Origin of the sequence: Streptosporangium pseudovulgare, assembly GCF_014648055.1 — a bacterium.
Lineage (GTDB): Bacteria > Actinomycetota > Actinomycetes > Streptosporangiales > Streptosporangiaceae > Streptosporangium > Streptosporangium pseudovulgare.
In genome coordinates this window covers 477,201-501,268 of the sequence record NZ_BMQJ01000001.1, presented here as the reverse complement: position 1 = coordinate 501,268, position 24,068 = coordinate 477,201, and the positions used below count along the sequence as shown (strand labels likewise).

20 protein-coding genes are annotated in these 24,068 nt (G+C 73.7%); 10 read left to right on the top strand and 10 right to left on the bottom strand.

All coding sequences use genetic code 11. The annotated features are described in order from the left end of the window. Positions 1–3: 3 nt before the first annotated feature. From IEZ10_RS02085 to arfA, 3 genes are read right to left on the bottom strand one after another with little or no spacing between them, the layout of a single operon-like run. A complete protein-coding gene (locus tag IEZ10_RS02085; RefSeq protein WP_229810851.1) occupies positions 4–945 on the bottom strand; it encodes a carbohydrate ABC transporter permease in 942 nt (313 codons plus the stop codon). After that, positions 942–2,282, bottom strand: coding sequence for an ABC transporter substrate-binding protein (locus IEZ10_RS02080; RefSeq protein ID WP_189244701.1), 1,341 nt, complete (start codon positions 2,280–2,282; stop codon positions 942–944). The genes IEZ10_RS02085 and IEZ10_RS02080 overlap by 4 nt, the downstream gene beginning before the upstream one ends. Before the next feature lie 2 nt (positions 2,283–2,284). Further along, entirely contained in the window at positions 2,285–3,799 is a 1,515-nt protein-coding gene (gene arfA / locus IEZ10_RS02075) for an arabinosylfuranosidase ArfA (protein WP_189244700.1), read from the bottom strand. Between the two features lie 174 nt (positions 3,800–3,973). Between arfA and IEZ10_RS02070 the strand changes: the two genes are divergently transcribed. Further along, on the top strand, positions 3,974–4,969 hold the full coding sequence (locus tag IEZ10_RS02070; RefSeq protein WP_229810850.1) for a LacI family DNA-binding transcriptional regulator: 996 nt from the start codon (positions 3,974–3,976) through the stop codon (positions 4,967–4,969). Between the two features lie 113 nt (positions 4,970–5,082). Continuing rightward, positions 5,083–5,568: a redox-sensitive transcriptional activator SoxR gene (gene soxR / locus IEZ10_RS02065; RefSeq protein ID WP_189244698.1), complete on the top strand. Its 486-nt coding sequence runs from the start codon at positions 5,083–5,085 to the stop codon at positions 5,566–5,568. Positions 5,569–5,712: 144 nt separating this feature from the next. Here the strand turns inward: soxR and IEZ10_RS02060 are convergent, their stop codons facing one another. Next, complete coding sequence (locus tag IEZ10_RS02060) at positions 5,713–6,591, bottom strand: sugar phosphate isomerase/epimerase family protein (RefSeq protein WP_189244697.1); 879 nt, start codon at positions 6,589–6,591, stop codon at positions 5,713–5,715. Next, positions 6,591–7,514 (bottom strand): phosphotriesterase family protein, encoded by a 924-nt coding sequence (locus tag IEZ10_RS02055; protein ID WP_189244696.1) that lies wholly within the window; start codon positions 7,512–7,514, stop codon positions 6,591–6,593. Before IEZ10_RS02055 ends, IEZ10_RS02060 begins: the two co-directional genes overlap by 1 nt. 218 nt (positions 7,515–7,732) lie before the next feature. Here IEZ10_RS02055 and IEZ10_RS02050 point away from each other — a divergent pair, with 218 nt between their 5' ends. From IEZ10_RS02050 to IEZ10_RS02030, 5 genes are all read left to right on the top strand, one after another. Continuing rightward, positions 7,733–10,711, top strand: coding sequence for a cellulose binding domain-containing protein (locus IEZ10_RS02050; RefSeq protein WP_189244695.1), 2,979 nt, complete (start codon positions 7,733–7,735; stop codon positions 10,709–10,711). 88 nt (positions 10,712–10,799) lie between these two features. Next, entirely contained in the window at positions 10,800–11,324 is a 525-nt protein-coding gene (locus IEZ10_RS02045; RefSeq protein ID WP_229810849.1) for a TIGR02611 family protein, read from the top strand. 175 nt (positions 11,325–11,499) lie between these two features. Beyond that, positions 11,500–12,027: a hypothetical protein gene (locus tag IEZ10_RS02040; RefSeq protein ID WP_189244694.1), complete on the top strand. Its 528-nt coding sequence runs from the start codon at positions 11,500–11,502 to the stop codon at positions 12,025–12,027. Between the two features lie 163 nt (positions 12,028–12,190). After that, positions 12,191–12,985, top strand: coding sequence for an SDR family NAD(P)-dependent oxidoreductase (locus IEZ10_RS02035; protein ID WP_189244693.1), 795 nt, complete (start codon positions 12,191–12,193; stop codon positions 12,983–12,985). Positions 12,986–13,072: 87 nt separating this feature from the next. After that, positions 13,073–14,065 carry a hypothetical protein gene (locus tag IEZ10_RS02030; protein WP_189244692.1) on the top strand — a complete coding sequence of 331 codons (993 nt, stop codon included), beginning with the start codon at positions 13,073–13,075 and terminating at the stop codon, positions 14,063–14,065. Positions 14,066–14,167: 102 nt separating this feature from the next. Here IEZ10_RS02030 and IEZ10_RS02025 read toward each other — a convergent pair whose 3' ends face one another. Both IEZ10_RS02025 and IEZ10_RS02020 read right to left on the bottom strand, forming a co-directional pair. Continuing rightward, positions 14,168–15,424 carry an MFS transporter gene (locus IEZ10_RS02025; RefSeq protein WP_189244691.1) on the bottom strand — a complete coding sequence of 419 codons (1,257 nt, stop codon included), beginning with the start codon at positions 15,422–15,424 and terminating at the stop codon, positions 14,168–14,170. Between the two features lie 675 nt (positions 15,425–16,099). Next, positions 16,100–16,420 carry a GroES family chaperonin gene (locus IEZ10_RS02020; protein ID WP_179818675.1) on the bottom strand — a complete coding sequence of 107 codons (321 nt, stop codon included), beginning with the start codon at positions 16,418–16,420 and terminating at the stop codon, positions 16,100–16,102. Between the two features lie 77 nt (positions 16,421–16,497). On the opposite strand from IEZ10_RS02020, the gene IEZ10_RS02015 reads away from it, so the two are divergent. Beyond that, complete coding sequence (locus tag IEZ10_RS02015; protein ID WP_189244690.1) at positions 16,498–18,108, top strand: DUF885 domain-containing protein; 1,611 nt, start codon at positions 16,498–16,500, stop codon at positions 18,106–18,108. A 4-nt stretch (positions 18,109–18,112) separates the two neighbouring features. Next, positions 18,113–19,393 (top strand): ArgE/DapE family deacylase, encoded by a 1,281-nt coding sequence (locus tag IEZ10_RS02010; RefSeq protein ID WP_229810848.1) that lies wholly within the window; start codon positions 18,113–18,115, stop codon positions 19,391–19,393. Between the two features lie 6 nt (positions 19,394–19,399). Here IEZ10_RS02010 and IEZ10_RS02005 read toward each other — a convergent pair whose 3' ends face one another. After that, positions 19,400–19,738, bottom strand: coding sequence for a rhodanese-like domain-containing protein (locus IEZ10_RS02005; protein ID WP_189244689.1), 339 nt, complete (start codon positions 19,736–19,738; stop codon positions 19,400–19,402). 50 nt (positions 19,739–19,788) lie between these two features. Between IEZ10_RS02005 and IEZ10_RS02000 the strand changes: the two genes are divergently transcribed. Continuing rightward, positions 19,789–20,400 (top strand): TetR/AcrR family transcriptional regulator, encoded by a 612-nt coding sequence (locus tag IEZ10_RS02000; protein WP_189244688.1) that lies wholly within the window; start codon positions 19,789–19,791, stop codon positions 20,398–20,400. Between the two features lie 154 nt (positions 20,401–20,554). Here the strand turns inward: IEZ10_RS02000 and IEZ10_RS01995 are convergent, their stop codons facing one another. Further along, positions 20,555–22,951, bottom strand: coding sequence for a helicase-associated domain-containing protein (locus tag IEZ10_RS01995; protein WP_189244687.1), 2,397 nt, complete (start codon positions 22,949–22,951; stop codon positions 20,555–20,557). A 434-nt stretch (positions 22,952–23,385) separates the two neighbouring features. Next, the gene (locus IEZ10_RS01990; protein WP_189245059.1) at positions 23,386–23,901 is read right to left on the bottom strand and encodes an ATP-binding protein; all 516 of its coding nucleotides are present in this window, start codon (positions 23,899–23,901) and stop codon (positions 23,386–23,388) included. Between the last annotated feature and the right edge of the window lie 167 nt (positions 23,902–24,068).

Genomic DNA, 24,068 nt, shown 5'->3' with positions numbered 1-24,068 from the left:
CGGTCATGCCTTCCTCCTGTCCCGGAACGCGCCGAAGACCAGCCCGCTGGCCACCATCAGGAAGGCGGCGAGGATGAAGCTCATCGCCGAGGCGGTGCCCATGTCGAACTGGCGCAGGCCGGTCTCGGCGATCAGGTAGATCGCCGTCTTGGTCTGGTCCGCGGGGGCGCCCCGGGTGATGAGGTAGGACTGGCCGAACATGTTGGCCGAGGCCAGGATCGTGGTGTTGACCACGAACAGCATGACCGGCCGCAGGCCGGGCAGGGTCACCGCGCGGAACCGGTCCCAGGCCGAGGCGCCGTCCACCATCGCCGCCTCGTGCAGCTCCCGGGGGATGTCCTGCAGCCCGGCGAGGAAGATCACCGCGTTCAGGCCGAGCGTCCACCACACCGTCACCCCGACGAGGGCGACCCAGGCGGCCGGCACGTCGGTGGTCCACTGCACGTCCAGGCCCAGGTAGTGGTTGACCAGGCCGATGTTGCCGTCCAGCAGGAACTGCCAGACGACGCCGACGACCACGACGCCCAGCACATAGGGGGTGAAGTAGACGGCCCGGTAGAGGTTGCGCCCCCTGAACCGGCCGTTCATCAGCAGCGCCACCAGCAGCGGCAGCAGGATCAGCAGCGGGACGGAAAAGACGGTGAAGATCCCGGTGGCCCGCATCGCCGACCAGAACCGCGACCCGTCGACGCTCCCCGGGTCGAACAGGTCGGTGTAGTTCTCCAGCCCGACGAACGGCTTGGCCGGCAGGTTGATGTCCCACTCGTGCAGGCTCGTCCAGAACCCGAAGCCGATCGGCAGGACCATGAAGACGGCGAACAGCACGAGGTAGGGGGCGCAGAACGCGTACGGCGTCCAGGACCGCATCCTGCCCGCGGTCCGGGGGGACCCGCCCGGGGACGCCGCCCCGGACGGGTCCTCCACCCTGGCAGGCGGGCCGCTCACCGACCGTACTTCCGCTTGTTGTCGGCCAGCAGCTTGTCCGCTGAGGCCACGCCCTCCTTCAGCGCTTCGGCGGGGGACGACTGCTTCAGCACGGCCTTGGCGACGGCCAGTTCGAGAGCCTTGCTCTGCACGTCGCCGACGCCCGGGATGGCGGGGATGAAGTGGAACACGTCCGGGTCGGCGGCCAGCTTGATCTGCGGCAGATCGGCGATCTGCGGGTCCTGGCGGGCGGAGTTGCGGGCCGGGATCATGCCGGCCCTGGCCCACTCGGCCGACAGGCGGCCCATGTGGTCGATGAAGAACTTGGCGGCCTGGACCTTGTTGGGGTCTTTGCCGGCCTGGGAGGTCATCACGAAGTTGTGCGAGGAGCTCCACATGGCGGCGGTGCCGCCGATGTTCGGGATCGGGGACATGCCCCACTTCAGCGACGGGGCGTTGGTCTTCAGGTCGTTGATCTGCCAGATGCCGTCCCAGGTGAGGCTGACCTTGCCGTTCTTGAAGGCGGCGTACTGGCTGTCCTGGGCGACCTCGGCGGGGCTGTGGCCCCTGTCGATCTGCTCGACCATCCAGGCCAGGGCCTTCTCGCCCTCCGGCCCGCCCCACAGCGCCCTGGCGCCGTCCTCGCTGTAGAGGTCGCCGCCGAACTGCCACAGCAGGCTCATGAACATCAGGTGCGCCGGCCACTTGTTCGGCATCCAGAACGGGTTGGCGACGCCGGCCTTCTTCAGCTCCGTCAGCGCCTTCTCGTAGCCCTCCCGGTCGGTGGGAGCCTCCTTCAGCCCGATCTTGTCCAGGTGCTCGGTGTTCCAGTAGTCGGCCAGGCAGTGCACGTCCAGCGGCACACTGTAGCGCTGGTCCTGGTAGACGCCGGCCTTCCAGATGGCGGGGATGTAGTCGGACTCGGTCAGCCCGAGCGAGCTCACCACGTCGTCCAGCGGCAGCAGCGTCCTGCGGGCGGCGAAGGTGCCGACCCAGTCGATGTGGACGACCGCCACGTCCGGGCCCTTGCCCGCGGCGATGGCCGTCGGCATCGCCGGATAGAGGTCCTCCCAGCGCCGGGTGACGTTGCGGACCTCGATGCGGCCGGCGAACTGCTTGTTGAACTCGTCCAGCATCTTCCGCATGTGCGGGCCGTCGCCGCCGGTGAAGCCGTTCCAGTAGTCGAGCGTCACCTTGGGGCCGGTGTACTCCCCGCCGGAGAACGCCGGCGCGGGGGAGGCGGGCGCGGAGGAGCCCGCCCCGATCTTGGTGCCGCCTCCGCAGGCGGTCAGCGCGGCGGTGAGTCCCACGGCCCCCGAGAGGCCGAGGAAAGAGCGGCGGGAAAGCGGACTGGTCATTGTCACTCCTGGGGGGACGCGAGGGCGAAGCGGACGATGTTCCACGAGGAGGGGGAGAGCCGGAGCGAGGCGCGGCGGCCCTCGACGCGGGCGCCGGAGCCGGGGCGGGGGGCGACGCGGCCGGGCGCCTCGGCGGAGTTGACGGCCGAGGGGTCGTCGTCGGCGAGCTCCAGGTGCTCCACCGCCCGCATTCCCCCGGGAAGGGCGACCTCCAGGTCGCACGGGGCGTTCCGGTCGCGGTTGACGGCGAAGAGCGTCGTCTCGCCGGTCGCCTCGTCGTGCGTGGCGGTGGCCCAGATCGCCGGGACGTCGCCGTACCTGGCGGTGGGGATCACCGCGCACTCGGGCTCCACCCGCAGCACCTGGCCGCGGGCGTGCCGGGCGGTCAGCGCGAACGGGTGGAAGATGGTCTGCCGCCAGGCCGGGCCGCCGGGCTCGGTCCTGATCGGGGCGATGACGTTGGCGAGCTGGGCCTGGCAGGCGACGCCGACCCGGTCGGCGTTGCGCAGCAGCGTGATCAGCAGGCTGCCGACGACGACCGCGTCGGTGACGTCGTAGGTGTCCTCGATCAGCCGGGGGTGCTCGGCCCACCCCAGCGAGGACTCGCCGCCGAACCGGCTCTGGTACCAGACGTTCCACTCGTCGAAGGAGAGCATGATCTTCTTCCTGCTGCGCAGCTTCGCGCCGACGTGGTCGGCGGTGGCGGCGATGGAGCGGATCATGTGGTCCATGTCGGCGCCGCTGGCCAGGAAGGAGTCGGCGTCGCCGTCCGTGGGGTCGTAGTAGGCGTGCAGCGAGATGTAGTCGACCATCTCGTAGGTGGCCTCCAGCACCTCGGCCTCCCACGAGCCGAACGTCGGCATGCCGCTGTTGGAGCTGCCGCAGGCCACCAGGGACAGGCCGGGGTCGAAGCGCTTGAGCGCCCGCGCGGTCTCGGCGGCGAGCCGGCCGTACTCGGCGGCGGTCTTGTGCCCCATCTGCCAGGGGCCGTCCAGCTCGTTGCCCAGGCACCACAGCCGCACGTCGTGCGGCTTGTCCACGCCGTGCGAGCGGCGCAGCTCCGACAGGGCGGTGCCGCCGGGGTAGTTGGCGTACTCCACCAGCTCCAGCGCCTCGGCTACGCCGCGGGTGCCCAGGTTGAGCGCCATCATCGGCTCCGCCCCGGCCTTGGCGGCCCACGCCATGAACTCGTTCAGGCCGAAGCGGTTGCCCTCCAGGCTCCGCCACGCCAGGTCCAGGCGGGTGGGCCGCTCCCGGACGGGGCCGACCCCGTCCTCCCAGCGGTAGTTGGAGACGAAGTTGCCGCCGGGGTAGCGGACCACGGTGACCCCGAGCTCGCGGGTCAGCTCCAGCACGTCGGTGCGGAAGCCGTCGGCGTCGGCCAGGGGGTGGCCGGGCTCGAAGACGCCGGTGTGGACGCAGCGGCCCATGTGCTCGACGAACGAGCCGAAGAGCCGGGGCTCCACCGGGCCGATCCGGAAGGCGGGGTCCAGGGTGAGGCGGGCGGAGGGGGGCACGGCAGACCTCTTCTTGCGGGGGCTTGCGTGAATAGGGAAGTTTGTACAACGTTGTTTCAACGTTGTAAACAGTCGCTGCCGCAGTCGATATCCGGGCGTTACGATCAACGGGTTCGCATCTCGCGCGGGCCGGGAAGGCAGCGCGACCGGGGAGGACGGGACGAGGACGTGGGAGTGAGCCTGCGCGACATCGCGCGCCTGGCGGGGGTGTCGGTGAAGACCGTCTCCAACGTCGTCAACGGGTACGCCCACGTCTCGCCCGAGACCCGGGCGAAGGTGGAGAAGGTGCTCGCCGAGCTCGACTACCGCCCCAACCTGTCGGCGCGGAACCTGCGGCGCGGGCGCACCGGCGTGATCGCCCTGGCCCTGCCGGAGCTCGACGCGCCCTACTTCGCGGAGCTGTCCCGGTTCGTCATCGACGCCGCGGCCGAGCACCGGTGGCTGGTCGTCATCGAGCAGACCGACGGCGACCTGGACCGGGAGCGGCGGGTCCTCGACGGGGTCCGCGACCACCGGGTGGACGGGGTCATCCTGACCCCCTTCGCGATCGGAGCCGAGGAACTGGCGGCCCGCACCGACGACACCGCCCTCGTCCTGCTCGGCGAGCGGATCCACGACGGCCCGGCCGACCACGTCGCCATCGACAACGTCCGGGCGGCCCGCGACGTCACCGAGCACCTGATCGGCCTCGGCCGCACCCGCATCGCCGCCCTCGGCGCGCAGGACAACTCCGCCAGCGGCACGGCGCCGCTCCGCCTGGCCGGGTACCGCCAGGCCCTGGCCGAGCACGGCCTGCCCGAGACGGTCGCGAAGGTGGAGCGCTACCACCGGGCCGAGGGCGCGGCGGCGATGGCCGGCCTGCTGGCCCTGGACCCGCGGCCCGACGCGGTGTTCTGCTTCAACGACCTGCTGGCGCTGGGCGCGATGCGCACGATCCTCGCCGCGGGGCTGCGGGTGCCCGAGGACGTCGCACTGGCCGGGCTCGACGACATCGAGGACGGCCGCTACAGCACGCCGACCCTCACCACCGTCGCCCCCGACAAGGCGGAGCTGGCCCGCATCGCGGTCGACCTGCTCCGGCAGCGCATCGACGGCCGGCCGGGCCAGCCTCCCCGGGAGGCGCGGGCCGGCTACCGCCTCGTGCCCCGGGAGAGCACCCTCGGGAGGTGAGGGCACCGCGGTTCCCGCGCGGCCCGGCGAGGTCTCCGGTGTCCCGTCGGCGTGAACGCCGTGCCGCCGCCGTGGAACCTCAAGATTGGTGGAGGTCGCGGTACGATGCGCCCGTGCCCAACTCCGAACTCACCGTCGGCCAGCTCGCGACCCGCAGCGGCGTCGCCGTCTCGGCGCTGCACTTCTACGAGGCCAAGGGGTTGATCCACAGCCGCCGCACGGCCGGCAACCAGCGCCGCTTCACCCGCGACACGCTGCGCAGGATCGCCTTCATCCGGGTCTCGCAGCGGGTGGGCATCCCGCTGAAGACGATCCAGGCCGCGCTGTCGGCGCTGCCGGAGGAGCGCACCCCCACCCGCGATGACTGGGCGAGGCTGTCGGCGACGTGGCGGTCGGAGCTGGACGACCGGATCAAGCAGCTCCAGCGGCTCCGCGACGGCCTGACCGAGTGCATCGGCTGCGGCTGCCTGTCCCTGGACCGCTGCGCGCTGGCCAACCCCGACGACGTGGAGGCCGCCCGGGGGCCGGGCTCGCGGCTGATGGTCGGCCGCCCGCGTCCCCGCCCGTGCGCCGGCGAGGTGTGCGAGCCCGCGGGCTGAGCGCCCCGCCGTACGGCCGCGCGGCAAGGGCGCGTTCCGGCCGTACGGCCCGCCGGAGCCGCACGGCGGGAGGCCCGGTACGCCCGGTACGCCCGGTACGCCCGGGGCGCCCGCCGTACGGCCGGGGCCTCTCCGCCGGAGGGGTCAGAGACCGCGGGCGCGCAGCCAGTCGCGGTTGGCGCGCTGGTCGTCCAGGATGCGGCGGATGTCCTGGCCGGAGCCGGGCACGTCCTGCTCGACGACCAGCCAGCCCTCGTAGCCGTCCAGCCCGGCGAGGACCCCGGCCAGGTCGACCTCCCCGGCCCCGAGGGCGGGGAAGCCGCCGCCCGCGACCACCGCGGCCAGGTCGCCCCCGGCCGCCCGTACCCGGTCGCGCGCCGCGCGGCTGGCGTCCTTGAGGTGGACCTGCCGGATCCGGCCGCCCCAGTCGCGCAGCGCCGCCACCGGGTCGCCGCCCGCCAGCCACAGGTGCCCGGTGTCCAGGCAGAGGGAGACGTCGGTGAGCTCCAGCAGCCGCTCGACCTCGTCGGCGGTCTCCACCAGGGTGCCGAGGTGGTGGTGGAAGACGGGTTCCAGGCCCCGGTCACGGCAGCGGTCGGCGGCCTCCTGGACCCGGGCGGCGAAGCCCGCCCACCCGGCGGCGGGCAGGCCCGGGGCGCCGTCGCGGGCGACCCGCGGCGGGTGGTCGGGACAGGCGAGCGTGGGCCGCGGCGCGAACCGGCCGTCGGCGGGCGCCGCGCCGGCGAACACCGCCAGGGCGGCCTCCAGTCCCGGCAGGCCGGCCGAGAACGCCCCGGCGTCCTCGTAGCGCAGGTCCACCCAGCCGCCGGCCAGGCCCATCCCGGCCCGCTCCAGCCGCTCCCGCAGCTTCTCGCCGATGCCCAGGTAGCCGATCGGCCCTGAGTCGATCCCGTCGTATCCGGCTCCGGCCAGCGCGCCGAGCATGGTCGCCGGGCCTATCGGCGCGTCGTCGGCCCGGTAGATCCCGAAGTTGACGGGGGCGTTCGCGACCTTGATCGACATCACTGCTCCAGGTGTCGCCGCTCCAGGTGGGCCAGCCAGCGGAGGGGGTTGTCACGGGTGATCAGGCGGATGGTGTCCTCGGTGATCCCAGCTTCGCGCATCCTGGGCAGGAAGGTGCGGAACAGGTGGCCGTAGCCGGCCCCGCCGTACCGCTCGATCTCCGAGACCATCGACAGGCCGCTGCTGAGCAGCAGCCGGTGGGCGTGTCCCTCCTCGACGAGGGCGAGGGCGTGCCGGAGCCGGTCCGGCCCGAGGGAGGAGAGGCAGACGTAGCCGCCGGCCTCGGCGACCTTGCGGGGGACCGCGCGGTCGGTCCCGGCGTCGGCGACGCTGACGCGACAGGCGGGCAGCCCCTCGCCGAGCAGGATCTCCAGCAGCGCCACGGCGCCGCGGTGGTGGACCGCGACCGGCAGGCCCGATGCCAGGGACGCCCGGGCGGCGGCGACCGCGCAGCGCTCCTCGGCGGGGGACGGCTCGCCGTCCCAGGCGCCGATCTCGCCGATCACGCCGGGCCGGACGCCGGTGCCGTCCAGGCCGTCGCGGATCTCGGCCAGCAGGTGGGCGGTGAGCGTGTCCACGTCGGCGTCGAGCGCCCAGGCGGGCGTGAACGGGCCGGCGAAGAAGCCGGTCCCGGCCACCACGCCGACCCGGCTGCGCGCCGCGACCTTGGCCAGGGCGGCGGCGTCGCGCCCGGCGCCGATGCAGCTCAGCTCGACGACCAGGCCGAGGGCGTCGTACCGGCGCAGGTCGCGTAGCTCCTCGACGACGGCCTCCTCCTCGTCCAGCCAGCGGTTGGGGTCGGAGGCCGCGCCCGCCGCGCAGCGCAGGTCGCTGCGGAGGTGCTCGCGGGGGAGGACCGCCCCCTCGATGGCCGGCGGGGGGCACGGGCCGTTGACGGTCATCACGAGATTTGCCTCATGCATGAACGGACATTAGCCCATATTTGGGGTGAAAATCGAAGAAGGCCACAGGACTTTACCTTTCCGGCTTTAGTTGGATTAGCAAACTATTGACGGAGTGTGCGCTGGTATGTGACCCTCTGGGCGTTCATGCACGTGCATCACGGGCGGTCGAAGGTCAGGGTCCCGCCCCCTGACCGTGCATGGCGGTCTGACCATTGCTCCGCGAAGGGAAGCCGTACATGCGAAGAAGTCTGTTCAGCGTGCTCGCCGCCGCCTCGGTGGCGTGCGCGGCCGTCGCCGGGGGAACCGGAGGGACCGGGGGAACCGCGGGAGCCGCCACGGCGTCCGCCCGCACGCTCCCCGCGTCCGCCGGGGCCCCGGCGAGGACGGCGGCGGCCGCGGCCCAGCCGTACGACTGGAAGAACGTCCGGATCGACGGCGGCGGGTTCGTGCCGGGGATCATCTTCAACCAGGCCGAGAAGAACCTGATCTACGCCCGCACCGACATCGGCGGCGCCTACCGCTGGGAGCAGGCGACCAAGAGCTGGACCCCGCTCCTCGACTGGGTGGGCCGCGACCGGTGGGGTCACAACGGCGTGGTCAGCCTCGCCACCGACCCCGTCGAACCCGACCGCGTCTACGTCGCCGCCGGGATGTACACCAACGGCTGGGACCCCAACAACGGCGCGATCCTGCGCTCGGCCGACCGGGGCAGAACCTGGCAGACCAGCCCGCTGCCGTTCAAGCTCGGCGGCAACATGCCCGGCCGGGGCATGGGCGAGCGCCTGGCCGTCGACCCCAACGACAACCGGGTCCTCTACCTCGGGGCGCCCGACGGCAACGGCCTGTGGCGCAGCACCGACAAGGGCGCGACCTGGGCCAAGGTCGCCTCCTTCACCAACCCCGGCGACTACGCCCAGGACCCGAGCGACCCGAACGGCTACCTCAGCCACCGGCCCGGCGTGGTCTGGGTGACCTTCGACCCCTCCTCGGGGACCAAGGGCAGCCCGACCAAGAAGATCTACGCCGGTGTCGCCGACAAGGCCAACACGGTCTACAGCTCCGCCGACGCCGGCGCCACCTGGACCCGGGTCGCCGGGCAGCCCACCGGATACATCGCGCACAAGGGCGTCCTGGACGCCGGGAGCCACACGCTCTACATCGCCACCAGCGACACCGGCGGGCCGTACGACGGCGCCAAGGGCGACGTCTGGAAACTGGACACCGCGACCGGCGCGTGGACCCGGATCAGCCCGATCCCCTCCACCTCGGCCGACGACTACTTCGGCTACAGCGGGCTCACCGTCGACCGCCGGCACCCCGGCACCCTGATGGTCGCCACCCAGGTCTCCTGGTGGCCCGACGTGATCTTCTTCCGCTCCGTCGACGGCGGCGCGACCTGGACCCGGATCTGGGACTGGGCGAGCTACCCCGAGCGCACCCTCCGCTACAAGATGGACGTCTCCTCATCCCCCTGGCTCACCTTCGGCGGCAACCCGTCGCCGCCGGAGACCGCGCCCAAGCTCGGCTGGATGACGGAGTCCATGGAGATCGACCCGTTCGACTCCAACCGCATGATGTACGGCACCGGCGCCACGATCTACGGCACCGAGGACCTCCTCAAGTGGGACACCGGCGGCCAGTTCACCATCAAGCCCATGGTCAGGGGCCTGGAGGAGACCGCCGTGCTCGACCTGGTCAGCCCACCCACCGGCGCGCCGCTGGTCAGCGGCCTCGGCGACATCGGCGGCTTCCGCCACACCGACCTGGACGCCGTGCCGCCGATGATGTTCACCTCGCCCGTCTTCACCTCCACGACCAGCCTCGACTACGCCGAGACCAAGCCGGCGATCATGGTCCGGGCGGGCGACTTCACCGACGCCGACCGGCCGAACGACAGCCACGTCGCGTTCTCCACCGACGGCGGAGCCAACTGGTTCCAGGGCACCGAGCCGGGCGGGATCAACCAGGGCGGCACGGTCGCGGCGTCCGCCGACGGCTCCCGCTTCGTCTGGGCCCCCAAGGGCGTGGCCGTCCACCACTCGGTGGGCTTCGGCAACTCCTGGACCGCCTCCACCGGCATCCCCGCCGGCGCGGTGGTGGAGTCCGACCGGGTGGACCCGAACACCTTCTACGGGTTCGCCGCCGGGAGGTTCCACGTCAGCGTCAACGGCGGCGCGTCCTTCGCCGCCACCGCCGCCACCGGCCTGCCGGCCACCGGCGACGTCAGGTTCAAGGCCCTGCCCGGCGTCAAGGGCGACATCTGGCTCGCGGGCGGCGAGGGCGGCCTGTGGCACTCCGTCAACGGCGGCGCGTCCTTCACCAGGCTCCCGGCCGTCACGAACGCCGTCAGCGTCGGCTTCGGCAAGGCCGCGCCGGGCAGGACGTACCCGGCGCTCTACATCGCCGCCACGGTGGACGGCACCGCCGGAGTCTTCCGCTCCGACGACACCGGCGCGACCTGGGTGCGGATCAACGACGACCGGCACCAGTACGGCAACATGGGCGACGCCATCACCGGCGACCCGCGGATCCACGGGCGCGTCTACCTCGGCACCAACGGCCGGGGCGTCCTGTACGCCGACCCGTCCGGGACCGTCCCGCCGCCCGACGACACCGCCCCGCCTTCCAAGCCCGGCAGGCCGTCCGCCTCGTCGATCACCTCCTCCGGCGCCACGCTCACCTGGACGGCCTCCACCGACGACACCGGCGTCACCGGCTACGACGTCTACCGGGAGGCCGGGACGACCGACGTGAAGGCCGGCTCGCCCGCCTCGCCGACGTTCACCCTCACCGGCCTGTCCCCGGCGACCTCTCACACCTACTACGTGGTCGCCCGGGACGCGGCGGGCAACGTCTCCGCCGCCTCCGACCCGGTCACGTTCACCACTGCGCCCGGCGGCGGCCAGCCGGGCGGCTGCACCGCCGCCTACAAGGTCGTCAACTCCTGGCCCGGCGGGTTCCAGGGCGAGGTCACGGTGAAGAACACCGGCACCTCGGCGACCAACGGCTGGACGGTCAGGTGGACCTTCCCCGACGGCCAGAGGATCACCCAGCTCTGGAACGGCGCCCACACCCAGACCGGCGCGGACGTGACCGTCAAGGACGCCGGCTGGAACGCGAACCTGACGGGCGGCGCGTCCACCACCTTCGGGTTCGGCGCCTCCTTGACCGGAGCCAACGGCGTCCCGGCCACCGTCGCCTGCACGGCGGACTGATCCCGCGCGCCTCCGGCCGGAAAACGGCGGGAACCGGCCGGAGGCGCTCCCTCTATCCTGGAGCGAAACCGACCGTACGGGGGAGTACGTGACGATCTCCGGTGGAACGCCCGACGCCCGGGGCGAGACCGCCCGCCAGACGAGGGCCGCGGACCTCCGCGACGAGACCGGCGGCCCGTCCGGGGCCGGGGGCGAGGACCCCGGCCCCGGCGGGGACGCGACGGTCCGCCGCCGCGGCCTCCAGGGGTGGCTCGACGGCATCCGGTCCACCCGCACCGGTCACCTCACCCTGAAGTTCGTCATCGGCGTCATCGGCGCCGTGCTGGTCATCGGCGGCCTCATCATGGTCCCGTTCCCCGGCCCCGGCTGGCTGGTGGTCTTCGCCGGCCTCGCCGTCCTGGCCACCGAGTTCCACTGGGCCCGCCGGCTGCTGGAGTTCGGCAGGCGGACCCTCGCCGCGTGGACCGCCTGGCTCGGCCGCCGGGGCTGGACGGTCAGGATCCTCGTCGTCCTGGCCGCAGCCGTCGCCGCCGCCGCCATCGTCTACTACGGCCTCAAGCTGACCCTGGACATCGACCTGGTCGAGGAGGCCCGCCGTCTCCTCGACCGCTGAACCCGCCGCCCGGGTACGGCCCGCGGCGGACGGGACCCGGCGCGGGGCACGGCCCGCCGGTGAATCCCCGAGCAGCCTTTACCCCGAGCCGACGGTCACATAGAGATTCCGATACGTCACACTCCGTAGTCTCTCTGAGTCTGATCCCCAAGGACACAAAGGAGAGTGACACTCGATGCGTGCCCTGTCTTCGATGATCGCCCTGGCGGCGGCCGGAATCGTCGCGGTGACCGGTACCGCGGCCCACGCCGACTCGGTCAACCTGCGCGCCAGGGTCATGCCCGGCCAGGAGGTGATGCTCACACCCGAGCTCGTGCCCACGGCCGCCTACCGCGGCAACGTGCTGGTCAAGCTGGAGAACAACAACGTGCCCACCGAGGTGCGGGTCGCCAACTGCCGGGGCCGTTCCATCGGAAAGGTGGAGATCGCCCCCAACGACCACGCGCCCCGGGTCGCCGCGACCCTCTCCCGGCGCGCCGTCCGGAACCTGGGCCGTACGGACCAGGACGACGCCGCCCAGAGCGGCCCCGCCCAGACGGACACCCGCGGCGCCACCCAGACGGACACCCAGGGCGCCTCCCGGACGGCCGCCCGGGACGCCCAGGCGACCCCCCGGGCCCACCTCGCCCAGTCCTGCCTGCGCTTCAAGGTCAAGAACCTCGGCGAGACCCCGGCGGTCATCAAGGGCATCGGTTACTTCTGACCGGGCGGCCTCTGCCGTCCGGGGCGGTGCCCGGCGACCGGTCCGCCCGGCCGCCGGGCACCGGTCTTCCGGACGGCGTGGGAACGACACCCGAACGAGGCGGGGACGGGCCGGCACGGCCGTCCCCGCCTCGCCGTACGAGAGTGAAGGGAAGGCGGCACAGTTGCGCATCGACCTCACCGACAGGACCGCGGTCGTCACCGGCTCCTCCCAGGGCATCGGTCACGCCATCGCCACCGGCCTGGCCCAGGCCGGCGCGCGGGTCGTCCTCACCGGACGCGGCGCCTCCTCCCTGGAGGACGCGGCCGGGCGGCTGCGCGGTACGGCGCCGGACGCCGAGATCGTCACGGTCGTCGGGGACCTCGCCACCGAGGACGGCGCGGCCACGCTGGCCGACGAGGTCCCCCACGCCGACATCCTCGTCAACAACCTCGGCATCTACGGCTCCCGCCCGCCCCTGGAGATCACCGACGCCGAGTGGCGCGCCTACTTCGACGTGAACGTCCTCAGCGCCGTACGGCTGACCCGCCACTACCTGCCCGGGATGATGGAGCGGGGCTGGGGGAGGGTGCAGAACATCGCCAGCGACTCCGCCGTCGTCATCCCGGCGGAGATGATCCAGTACGGCATGTCGAAGACCTCCCTGCTGGCCGTGTCCCGCGGGTTCGCCAAGGCCGCCGCCGGAACCGGCGTCACCGTGAACTCCGTGATCGTCGGGCCGACCCACACCGGGGGAGTGGAGGACTTCGTCTACGAACTGGTGGACCGGAGCCTGCCCTGGGAGGAGGCGCAGCGCGAGTTCATGCGCCTGCACCGCCCGCAGTCGCTCCTGCGGCGGCTCATCGAGCCCGAGGAGATCGCCAACATGGTCGTCTACCTCAGCTCCCCCCAGGCGTCCGCGACCACCGGCGGCGCCCTCAGGGTGGACGGCGGCTACGTCGACGCGATCCTGCCCTGAGGGCGGGCCGCGCCCGGGACCCTTGTCACGCCAACCGATCCGTTATAGATCACGAAGTATGAGGTGTATCCGGCTTAGGCTGCGGCCGTGCCCATGATCGCTGGTCTCCGCCGAACGATCCGCCGAACGGCCCGCCGGACGGTCCGCCGCGCCGCCGCCGTGGCCGCCGCCGCGGCGCCGGTCGCCGCCCTCGCGCCCGCCGCGCACGCGGCGCCGGCCGCGGCGGTGGTGGTCGACGTCAAGCTGACCGGGACGGGCGTGACCGTCCACGAGAAGACGGCCGACCCGGTCAAGGTGACCTCCTACACCCTCGGCAACGTCGCCTACCTCCGCCGCGACGGCCGGTTCGCCAAGCAGACCGGCTACCAGGAGATCACGGTCGCGCCGAAGGGACGCAGAGCCGTCGCGGTGCCCACCACCTACGTCAACGACCACGACTCGGTGCTCCTCGCCGACCTGACCGCGAACACCGGCTCGAAGGTCCAGACCGTCGCCAGGCCGCTCATCGCCAAGTTCGCCCACTGGTCGCGCGACGGCGCCAAGGCGGTGCTGACCGTCCAGCGGAAGAACGGCACGAGCTGGGACACCATCGGGTTCGCGGTCGTCGACGCCGCCACGAGGACCACGCGGGCGGTGACCGTGCCGGGGGCGGACAGGGCCGCCAGGTTCCGCTGGGGACCCGGCGGCACGGAGGTGGTGACCGAGTACCAGGGCGGCACCCGCTTCTACGGCCTCGACGGCCGCGTCCGGCGCACCTTCGCCAAGACGGGCGCGCCCGCCGGGGGCGAGGACGCCTTCTCGCCCTCCGGGAGCGCCTTCCTGACCTGGTGCCCGCTGACCCACACCGAGCCCGTCTGCGTCTGGAACCGCACCACGGGCGCACTGTCGGCCAAGGTGAGCATCCGCGCCCAGGCCCTGCTGGGCTGGTGGGACGACAAGCACATCATCGCCGTCGTCCCGTCCGGCGCCGCCTACCGGGCCGTCGTCGCCGACCTCACCGGGAAGAGCACACGGGTGCTGGCCGACATCCCCGCCGCCGACTGGAAGGCCAAGGTCTACCTCAGCTACACCCGCCCCTGACCCACCGTCCCGGCCCCCTCCGGACCGCCGAGCGCGCCTCGCCGCCCGGCGGGCCGTCTCCGCGTCGCGGGCCGTCCCCGCGCCGCCGGCCGTACGGCGGTCTCATCCGGAGGCCGCGGCCCCGCTCGGAGCCGCGGCGTGAACCTCCGGGGCACGGCGGGCCCGCCGCCAGCCCGCCGCGGCGAGCAGACCGGCGAGGCAGCCCCCCGCGCCCGCGACCGCGAGCGTCCGGGAGACGCCGAGGTGGCCGGCGAGGACCCCGCCGAGGATCATGCCCACCCCCTGCGCGCCGATGAGGGCCGAGCCGGCCAGCCCGAGCAGCCGGCCGCGCCGCTCGGGCGGGGCGAGCCTGGTGAACTCGGTGTTGGCCGTCACCTGGTAGGCGCTGAGCAGCCCGCTGAGCGCCCACAGCGCCAGCGCCGGCACCAGGCCGGGGAGCAGCGCGGACAGGACCAGCGGGAGGCCGGCGGCCACGGCGAGCGGCCCCAGCGACGCGAGCCGCGCGGGCAGGGGGACGAACCGGGTGAACAGGAAGACCCCCGCGACGGTGCCCAGCGGGATCGAGGCCATCAGCAGCCCCACCTCCCGGCTGCCCAGCCCCAGCTCGGCGGCGTACGGCGCGGCCAGGGACTCGGGCACGACGTGGAAGCCGGCGAGCAGCGCCAGCGCGAGCAGGCTCCGCAGCGGGGGACTGGCGAGGATCGCCCGGGCCCCGCCCTCCGGGTCACGAGACCGCCGCCTCCCACCGGGCCGGGCGGGCCGGGCCGCCGGCCGGTGGCGCAGCCCCCACCGGGCGACCGGCGCCATCAGCGCGAAGGCGGCGGCGTTGACGAGCAGGGAGCCGCCCGGCCCGAGGGCCGCCACCAGGACGCCCCCGGCGGCGAACGCGACGAGGGCGATGAGCTGGTTGGTGAGGGTGAGGGCCGCCACGCCGAGGGAGTAGGCCTCACCGGTCAGGATGTCGGGGGTCATCGCCATCTGCGCGGTCCGCGCGGGCGAGTCGATCAGCTGGACGAGGAACACCAGGGCGCACAGGACCGTCAGCGGTATCCCGGGGACGGCGATCAGCGCGACGAGCGCCGCCCGGGAGAGGGCGCAGACGGCCAGCAGCGTGCGGCGCGGGTAGCGGTCGGCCAGCCCGCCCAGGACGGACCCGCCGATGACGGCCGGCAGCAGGGTCAGCGCGTAGACCAGCGCGGTGACGGCCGGCGATCCGGTCCGCTGGTAGGCGAGCACCGCCAGGGCGACCCGGGCGATCTGGGTTCCGGCGCGTGACAGCACCGCGGTCAGCCACAACGCGCGGAACTCCGCCACGCCGAAGACCGCCCGGTACGTCGCCGGGCGGGCGGCCTCGCTCATCGTTCTCCTCGTCGGTTCGTGAAGGGGCCGGTGACAGGAGGGTGTGTCGCCGGCCCCTCGTACGGCGGACCACGTCACCGACGGCGGCGTGGTCCGCCCGTGATCACGACGCGTGGACGATCACGCGCGGATCAGTTCCAGATGACGTCACGGCGAATGCGCATGGGCGTCGGCCTTTCTCTCGTGCCGGGCGGAAGGGGCGGGGCCGTGGGTCAGGTCCAGACGATGTCGCGGCGGATGCGCACGGAGCACCTCTCCTTCCGGATCGGGGGGACGCGCCGGGCCTCGGAAGGCACGCGCGGGTCAGGTCCAGATGAGGTCGTGGCGGACGCGCATGGCCCCCTCCCTTCTCGGAGCGGGTGCGGGGTTCTCATGCCTCTCGCGGCGGGAGGCGGCCACGGGCGGGTCACTGCCAGATGATGTCGCGGCGGATGCGCACGGGTGTCCTCCCCTTCTCCGGTTCGGCGGGCGGACCGCGGGGCCGGTGAGGGCTGAGGCGGACCGGTCCGGCCCCGGTCGGATTTCCGGCGGCCGGAAATCACGGCAATGAGGCGGACGGCGGCCGTCATTGACGTCCCGCGCACGGTTCCTTGCCGATTCGCGCACGCGCCGGGAGGAAAGGGGCGAGGGCGCTCAGCGGCGCCGGCGGGATCGGGCCGGCGCCGGCGGGGCGCGTCAGAGGTACAGGCCGGTGCCGTTGTCGGTCTGCTGGGTGGCGATGGCGTGCAGGTCGCGCTCGCGCAGGACGAGGTAGATCTGGCCGTGCACCTCGACCTCGTACTGGTCCTCGGGGTTGAACAGGACCTTGTCCCCGACCTTGACCGCGCGGACGTTCGCGCCCGCGCCGCAGACCTGGCCCCAGACGAGCCGGTTGGCCATCTTCACCGTCGCCGGGATGACGATCCCCGCCGTGCTGCGCCGTTCCTCTGACTCCGGCTCCACCTTCACCATGACGCGGTCGTGGAGCATCTGGATCTCGAACTTCGGGTCACCCACACCACGAAGCTTATGGGACGGGCGGGGCGGCACCCGTCGAAGCCCGGAGCCGGCCCGCGGCAGTAGGCTCACGGAGCATGACGGAGCTCTCCCCGGACCCGGTCGGCGACTACATCGACTGGTATCTCGACGCCAACCCCATCTTCGCCGCCCTCATGGGCGCCGAGGGCCGTGACAGGACCCTCGGCGACTTCACGGAGGGGGGCATCCTCGCCCGCGAGCGCGAGTCCCGCCGCTGGCTGGAGCGCCTCCAGGCGGTCCCCGGCGGGGACTTCGAGGAGCGGATCGACCGCGAGCTGGTGATGTCCGGGCTGCGCGGCGAGCTGGCCCAGGGGTCCTGGCCCGCCTGGCGGCGCGATCCGTCGGTCTACACGGGGCCGATCTTCAACTCGATGTTCACCCCGTTCATGCACCGGCTGGCCCCCGAGGCCGAGCTGGTCGAGGCCGCCGTCGCCCGGCTCGCCGAGGTGCCGGGCGTCCTCTCGGCCTGCCGGGCCAACCTCGACCCCGAACTGGCGAGTCCCCTGCTGGTCGAGCGGGGCCTGGGCCAGGCGCGGACCGCCCGGCGCCTGCTCACCGAGACGATCCCCGGCCAGGTCGCCGACGAGGCCCTGCGGGCCAGGCTGGCGGCGGCGGCCGAGCCCGCGGCGGCGGCCTTCGACGAGCTGGCCGTCTTCCTGGAGGGTTTCCGGGCCACCGGGACCTGGCGGATGGGCGAGGAACTGTACTCCACGCTGCTGCGCGACCGGGAGATGCTCGGCTACGGCGCCGACGAGCTGCTGCGCCGGGGGCAGAAGGCGTACGAGGAGCTGGACGCCGAGATGCGGGAGATCGCCCGGCTGCTGCCCGGCGGCTCCGGAGACTGGCACGCGGCCATCACGGCTCTCCAGGACGACCACCCGCCGACCCTTGAGGACATGCGGGCGGAGTACGAGGCCGAGACCGAGCGGGCCAGGAGGTTCGTGCGCGAGCGCGGCCTGGTGACCTTCGCCGACGGCGAGGAGTGCCGGGTGGTGCCGTCACCGGAGTTCCAGCGGCCCATCCTCGCCGTCGCCTCCTACATGATGCCCCCGCCGCTGTCCACCTCCCGGCTCGGGCACTTCTTCGTGCCGTTCACCCCCGACTCGTTCACCGACGAGCAGGTGCGCCAGCGGCTGCGCACCAACGCCAGGGCGCAGATGCCCTCCATCGCCGTCCACGAGGCATACCCCGGCCACCACTGGCACCTGTCCTGGATGGCGGGCAACCCGCGCCGGGCCCGCAGGCTGTTCCGCACGCCGTACTTCACCGAGGGCTGGGCCCTGTACGTGGAGAAGGTCATGCGGGAGGAGGGATACTTCACCACCCCCGCCCAGGAGCTCGCCCACCTGGAGTTCCGCCTCTTCCGGGCGGCCCGCATCGTCGTGGACGTCTCCCTGCACTGCGGCGAGATGACCGTCGAGGAGGCCGAGACCTTCATGACGGAGAGGACCTCGCTGACCCCGGGCACGGCCAAGGGTGAGGTCAACCGCTACTGCGCCTGGCCCACCCAGGCCCCGTCGTATCTCACCGGCGCCCTGGAGATCGACCGCATCCGCGCCGACTACCTCGCCGCGGGCCGTGGCGACCTGCGTTCCTTCCACGACGCGCTGGCCGGCTCCGGCGGTCTGCCCCTCGGGCTGGCCCGCCGGATCGCCATGGAAGGCTGACGGCGTGCGCGAGGGCGTGGCGGGCGGGGTGTCCCCCGGCGAGGCGAGGGTGCTGGCGGCGATCGACGAGGCGGAGACGGTCCGGCTGCTGGCCGAGCTGGTGCGGACGCCCAGCGTGACCGGCACCGACGCCGAGTCGGAGCTGCAGCACCGCTGCGGGCGGCTGCTCGCCGAGGCGGGCATGGACGTCGACGTCTGGAAGCTCGACCTGGACGCCCTGCGCGCCGACCCCGGGTTCCCCGGCACCGAGGCCCCGCGCACCGAGGGCTACGGTGTGGCCGCCGTCACCGGGGGCGAGGGCGAGCCCGCCCTGGTCCTGCAGGGGCACGTGGACGTGGTGCCCACCGGTGACCTGGCCAAATGGGAGGGCGGCGACCCCTTCGGCGCCCGGATCACCGGTGACGTCCTGCACGGCCGGGGCGCCTGCGACATGAAGGCCGGGCTGGCGGCCAACCTCGCGGTCGCCGCCGCCGTCCACCGCTCGGGCGTACGGCTGGCCCGGCCGCTGGCCGTGCACTGCGTCGTGAGCGAGGAGGACGGCGGCCTGGGCGCGTTCGCCACCCTGGCGCGCGGCCACCGCGGCGAGGCGGCGGTGATCACCGAGCCGACCGGCGGGACGGTCATCACCGCCACGGCCGGCGCGCTGACGTTCCGCGTCGAGGTCGCCGGCCGAGCCGCCCACGGCGCGACCCGCTACGAGGGCGTCAACGCGCTGGAGGCGTTCTGGCCGGTCCTCACGGCGCTGCGGCGGCTGGAGGCCGACCGCAACCGCGACCCCGATCCGATCTTCGCGGGCAATCCGCTCCCCTACCCGATCGAGGTCGGCACGGTCCGCGCGGGTGACTGGGCCAGCAGCGTGCCCGACCTGCTGGTCGCCGAGGGCAGGCTGGGCGTGCGGCTGGACGAGGACCCGGCCGAGGCCCGTCTTGCCCTGGAGGAGGCGGTCGCCGGGATCGACGACCCGTGGCTGCGCGCGCACCCGCCCGTCGTGACCTGGCCCGGCGGGCGGTTCGCGAGCGGCCGGGTGCCCGCCGGGCACGAGCTGCCGGCCCAGGTCGCGGCGGCGGTGGCCGACGTCACCGGGGCCCGGCCGGCCGAGACGGCGGCGCCGTACGGCAGCGACCTGCGTCTCTACGCCGCGGGCGGGGTGCCGACTCTGCACTACGGCCCGGGTGACGTCCGCCTCGCCCACGCTCCCCGCGAGCGGGTCGGCCTGCGCGAGCTGCGCGACGTCACCCGGGTGCTGGCCCTGCTGGCGGTGCGCCGCTGCGGGGTGCGCGGCTGACCGCCGTCAGCGGGCGGCGGCGCCCGACTCGACGGGCAGCCCCGCCTCGGTCCAGTCCTGGATGCCCTCGCGGTACTTGCGGACGTTGGTGTAGCCGAGGCCGGTCAGCCGCCGGGCCACCGCCTCGCTGTTGCCGCAGGCGGGGTTGGAGCAGTAGGTGACGATGGCGGCGTCCTTGTCGGGGAGCAGTTCGGCGGCGCGGTCGGCCACCTCGCTCTCGACCAGGGCGAGTGCGCCGGGCAGGTGCTGCCGGGCGTAGTAGTCGCCGCCGAGCGCGTCCACGACGACGACGGTGCCCGTCTCGATCGCGGTCCTGAGCTCGTCACGGCTGATCAGTGCGGTCATGGCTGGCCTCCCCGGCCTTAAGTGGACTATAGTCCGCTTGTGTGAGCGACATGGAATTTAACGGACCGCGGTCCGCTTCGTCAAGCGAGCCGTCGGCGCCGCCCGCCACGCGGCCCAGGGAGCGGGCCGACGCCGCGCGCAACCGGGCGAAGGTGCTGGCGGCGGCGGCGAAGCTGTTCCGGGACAGGGGGGTGGACGGCGTCTCGATGGACGCGATCGCGGCGGAGGCGGGCGTGGGCAAGGGCACGCTCTTCCGGCGGTTCGGCGACAAGTCGGGACTGGCCGTGGCGCTCCTCGACGAGCGCGAGCGCGAACTGCAGGCGGCGATCCTGTCCGGGCCCGCGCCCCTCGGGCCCGGCGCCCCGGCCGCCGAACGGCTCGCGGCGTTCGTGGACGCCTACCTCGAGCACCTGCTCGGCCACCTCGACCTGGTCCGCGTGTCGGAGACCGCGAGCCCCGGCGCGCGCTACCGGATCGGCGCCTACCGGTTCTGGTGCCACCACGCGGCGATCCTGCTCGCCGAGGCCCGCCCCGGGTGCGACGCCGGCCCCCTGGCGCACGCCCTGCTCGCCCCGCTGGCCGCCGAGCACATGACGGCCCTGGTCGCCGAGTACGGCGAGGAACGGGCCAGGGAGGCGGTCCGGGCGATCGTCCTGGGGTGAGGCCGGAACCGCGCACGCCGACCGCCGCCTCACCTTTCTCCGCCTCCGGCCGTGATGGCCGTGATGGTCGTGATGACCGTGATGGCCACAGTGGCAGCGGTGGCCGCGGCCGCTTCGGCGGGGCCGGGTGCGGACGCCGCGGATCCCGGCGGGATCAGGCGTAGGCGCCGCGGACCTCGATGATGTCGGCCAGCGGGAACTCCAGGTAGTCGCCCGCCTCCTCGCACCACGCGTCGAGCACGCCGCTGCGCAGCTCCCCGTGGCTGACCGTGGCGGTCAGGCCGTCGGCGAGCGTGATCGCGGCCCGGACGCCGCGGTCCACCACGAAGCCGAGCAGCGACTGCTGGGCCGTCGGCAGCCGGGAGGCCATCCGGCCGATGACCGCCCAGGTCCGGCCGCCGGCCTGGGCGACGTGGCTCTCGGCCGACAGCAGCCGCCGGGCGTGCTCGCCGGGGTCCGGCGGCGGCTCGACCAGCGGGTGCGGCGGCTGCTCCAGCTCGGCGACCCGGCCGCCGGGCAGCAGGATCAGCCGCCCGTTCTGCGGCTCGTCGACGCGGGCGCGGCGGACGGTGATCTCCCCGGTGTCCTCGACCGGGACCGGCGCGTAGCCGTTCTCCCGGAGCGCGGCGAGGGTCCGGTCGGCGGGCTGCGCGCTGGCCAGCACGGTGGGCGCGAGCAGCCGCAGGCCCAGCCGGGACAGCCGCCGGTGCCCGGCGATCTCGGCCAGCAGGGCGGGGTCGGACGCCTGCACGATGCAGGCGACCGTGGTGACGGTGACCTCGCCGTGCCGCCTGGCCACGTCGCGCACCAAGTAGTCGAGGGGCTGCGGCACCGCGCCCACCTCGGCCAGGTCGGCCAGCAGCGCGTCGGCGGTGTGCCCGGCGTCCATCGCCCGGCGCACGCTCGCCGGGGTGAACCGCCACACCGACGCGGTGCCGCGCGACTCGCGGTCGGCGGCGCGGTCCAGCAGCTCGGCCAGCTCGGCGGAGGGCGGGCCGGTCACCACGGCGGTGAGGTCGGCGCCGAACAGCGCGCTGCGGCGCACGCTGGCCAGCGCCCGGACGGAGCACTCCACCAGCACCGGGTCGTTCTCCACCGCCGGCGCGCAGTCGTCGTTCTCGTCTCCGGCGACGGTGTCCAGGGAGGCCAGCGCGCGGCCGAGGTCGGTGACGGCGTCGCAGGCGACCAGCCCGAGCATCCGCGCCTCCTCCAGCACGGCCGGGGCGCACTCGGCGAGCAGCGGCATGTCGAGCAGCGGGGCGTGCCAGTGGGCCGCCCTGACGAGCCCGTCCATGCCGGTGCACGCGGTGCTCGCCGGCAGCCGGGCCAGCACGCCGAGGACGGCGCGCCGGGCGCGGGCGACCGAGGCCCCGGCGAGGTCGTCGCCGAGCACGGTGCCGTACCTGCCGTCCACCCGGCGCAGCGACGAGCGCTCCATCCGCCACCACGCCGACAGCAGCACCCGCAGCCGGGCGGCGGAGTCGTCCAGGCGCCAGCGGTCGAACTTCTCGGTCGGCATCAGGCCGCCGGCCGGCTCGTCCCAGGCCAGCAGCCGGGCCACCGCGCAGACCTCCAGCAGCAGCCGGGTCTCGTCCTCGTCGCAGCCGGTGTCCCTGGCCAACCGCCGGACCTCGCGCACGCCGATCCCGCCCGCCTTCAGCAGCGGCAGCGGGACCTTGGCGGTGTTCTCCAGCATCGCCGAGCAGCGTTCCACCACGTGCGGGGCGGCGAGCATCATCAGGTGGTCGACCGTCTCGGGATCGACCGGGACGCCCGCGAGGTCGGGCGGGACGGGGGTGAAGGGCGGGTGGTAGCCGGGGCCGCGTACGGCGAGCGCCACCTCCCGGGGCATCTCGGCGACGTTCCAGCTCGGCCGGAAGAGCAGCCCGTGGTCGCCGGCCCATTTCTCCGGGGTGCCCGGCGTGACGAAGCGCCCGCCGTCGACGTCGCGGACCGGGCCGTCCCAGGCGAACCCCTCCAGCAGCCGCCGGGTGCCCTCCGGCGCTCGCCCGATCATGGCCGTGACCCGGCCGGGGTCGGACAGCACCTCGATGATCCGGGTGACGGTGCGGCGCTTGGGGCCCTGCGGCAGGCCGAGCGTCCTGGCCAGGGTCCGCAGCGCGTCGGCGCTGACCGTCCAGGAGTCCAGGTAGTGGGTGAGCGGCTCGCCGAGCCCGCAGGGGGCGGTCCACCACCGCGCGACCCCCTCGGCGACGCGGATGCGCCCCTCGGCGTCGGGCCAGGCCAGGGCGTGGTCGAACAGCCGGTCGATCCAGGGGGCCACCTCGGCCTCGGGGACGCCCATGAACCGGGCCAGCTCCTCCAGCCCGACCCGGCCACCGAGGGCGAGCGACGCCTGCGCCACCTCGATGGCGGGCAGCGGAAGGCCCCGCATGACCCCGATCACCGCGAAGCCGCTGCCCAGCCGCTGGGCGAGGGTGTCAAGGCGGCGGGGCCACGGCGGGGCGATGGCGTCCGGCCGGTTGGCCAGCAGCCGGGTGAGGCGGTCTTCGTCGAGGGTCTTCAGCCAGCCGAGCAGGTCATCGTCCATCTCGCAGCTCTCTCAGGAATCTCGCGCGGGGACTCTCCGTGAGCCATAGGCATCCACGGTAATGCAGAGGGCATCCCGGGAGGCATGCACCGCGCAGAATGCAATGAGTTCCCCGCCGGTGACCATCTGTTCTCTGGCCGGGTCCCGGGGCCGCCCGAGGGGGAGTCGGATGGCGGCCCCGGAACCGGGCCGGCGCCAGATGAGGGGAAGAGGCGGCGCCTTCCGGGAAGGACTGTGGGGTGTGCGGGCTTCGGGGAGGGGCTGGACTTCGGGAGGGCCGGGGAGGGGGCACCGGGGGACGGCGGCGGGTCGAGGGGGCGGGTCCGCCTCGCGGGACGGGGCCGGCCGTTCTCCGGCGGGGGCGTCCCGCGGCGGCCGGTCGGACTCCGTTCCGTGGATCTCCGCGGCGGGCGGGACGATCCACGGCACGGAGCCTAACCGAGGACGGCCCAGACGATTTTGCCGTACGGGGCCAGCGGAGCCCAGCCCCAGCGGAGGCTGAGCGAGTCGACGATGTGCAGTCCGAGGCCGCCGACGTCCAGCGGGGAGTGATCGCGGAGCGCGGGGAAGCCGGCGCCGGGGTCGTTGAGCGCGCAGACCACGAGGCCGTCCCGGCGCAGCAGGGAGAGTCTGATGGGCTCCTTGGCGCGCCTCTCGGCCAGCCGCAGGCCGTGCCGGAACGCGTTGGTGGCCAGCTCCGAGACGATCAGTTCCATGCTCTCGCTCAGGTCGGCGAGGTTCCAGCCGGTCAGGGTGCCGGTGGCGAAGCTGCGCGCCGAGTGGACCGACTCCGCGCTCGGGGGGAGCACGAAGGTGGCGCTGGCCGGAGCCGGGGACCCGGACAGGAGGTCACGCGCGGCGTCGGGCCACCAGCCCACGGGCGGCCACCAGTCGAGCGCCGTCCACGACGTTCTGGGGGGAGCGGTTTGAGCGGACTGCACATGGATCATCATGGTGCAAACTCCTGTGCAGGTGCAAGAGCGAATGCACGTGCATTGGGCGTGTGCAAGCGCTACGGTTACCGGTAAGTCGGTCGATCAACGCGGAAAGGGGATTTTCCGCGGCCAAGCAAGTCACGGGCCGCGAAGTGACAAACTGTCGATCAGGAAAGCGAGCG

Excerpts from the sequence above, each read along its gene's own strand:
- IEZ10_RS02080 (WP_189244701.1), bottom strand. The coding sequence starts at position 2,282 with ATGACCAGTCCGCTTTCCCGCCGCTCTTTCCTCGGCCTCTCGGGGGCC.
- IEZ10_RS02060 (WP_189244697.1), bottom strand. The coding sequence starts at position 6,591 with ATGTCGATCAAGGTCGCGAACGCCCCCGTCAACTTCGGGATCTACCGG.
- IEZ10_RS02055 (WP_189244696.1), bottom strand. The coding sequence starts at position 7,514 with ATGCATGAGGCAAATCTCGTGATGACCGTCAACGGCCCGTGCCCCCCG.
- IEZ10_RS02050 (WP_189244695.1), top strand. The coding sequence starts at position 7,733 with ATGCGAAGAAGTCTGTTCAGCGTGCTCGCCGCCGCCTCGGTGGCGTGC.
- IEZ10_RS02040 (WP_189244694.1), top strand. The coding sequence starts at position 11,500 with ATGCGTGCCCTGTCTTCGATGATCGCCCTGGCGGCGGCCGGAATCGTC.
- IEZ10_RS02025 (WP_189244691.1), bottom strand. The coding sequence starts at position 15,424 with ATGAGCGAGGCCGCCCGCCCGGCGACGTACCGGGCGGTCTTCGGCGTG.
- IEZ10_RS02015 (WP_189244690.1), top strand. The coding sequence starts at position 16,498 with ATGACGGAGCTCTCCCCGGACCCGGTCGGCGACTACATCGACTGGTAT.
- IEZ10_RS02005 (WP_189244689.1), bottom strand. The coding sequence starts at position 19,738 with ATGACCGCACTGATCAGCCGTGACGAGCTCAGGACCGCGATCGAGACG.
- IEZ10_RS02000 (WP_189244688.1), top strand. The coding sequence starts at position 19,789 with ATGGAATTTAACGGACCGCGGTCCGCTTCGTCAAGCGAGCCGTCGGCG.
- IEZ10_RS01995 (WP_189244687.1), bottom strand. The coding sequence starts at position 22,951 with ATGGACGATGACCTGCTCGGCTGGCTGAAGACCCTCGACGAAGACCGC.
- IEZ10_RS01990 (WP_189245059.1), bottom strand. The coding sequence starts at position 23,901 with ATGATCCATGTGCAGTCCGCTCAAACCGCTCCCCCCAGAACGTCGTGG.